General features: G+C 56.4%; 1 protein-coding gene. It reads left to right on the top strand.

Features of this window, described 5'->3' with window-relative positions:
- Positions 1-79: 79 nt before the first annotated feature.
- The coding region (locus AC1RPU_RS07725) for a hypothetical protein (protein WP_481769599.1) at positions 80-628 on the top strand (549 nt) is incomplete at its 3' end.

Genomic DNA, 628 nt, shown 5'->3' with positions numbered 1-628 from the left:
AGATACATCTGTTCAAACCCGGGCCCCGGCAACTCGATGGATCACATACGATAAGTACGGGCACGTCGCAGCACGCCGTATGGAGCATATCCTAGCTGAACTCCGTGAGGCGTTCGTCGAACACGGTGTGAATGAGTATGAACTGGTCGTCAGTACCATTGATTGGAAAAGGGTAGACGTAGCGTGTAACATTCTGCTGATCGACGACGACATCGTGATTGATCGTGCGTACGGTTCAGCAGCGTGGGGCGGTTCTGACCATTCCGTCAAGTACGAGCTGCGCCGTGTACAGACAGAGGCCATTAGCGCGTCCGAGGCACGGGCCGCACAGGAAGAGGCGCGGGCGGTTCTCGCGGCTCGGGCACGGACCCATGTTGATAAGCTGATGCCTGCTGTCTATAACGCGATTCAAAAGAAAGTGAAACGCGGCCTGTATTCGGCACAGGTAGAAACGCTGTTGCCCGAGGGTTCTGTCGAGAGCAGGGAAGCCGCAGCCTACTTGGTGCGAATTCTTATTGATGCGGGTTACGCAGCCACCATCGAACCCATACGGGATTCTTCGTTCTTGGAGCCCACACCGAAGGGCTTCGCGCGATACTTGGTGAACGTACAGTGGGGCGCAGAAGGC

It is taken from the genome of Dellaglioa sp. CoH-55-MRSF-7, from assembly GCF_056782235.1.
Note: the sequence above shows the minus strand (reverse complement) of the source record. Positions and strands in the feature narration are given on the sequence as shown.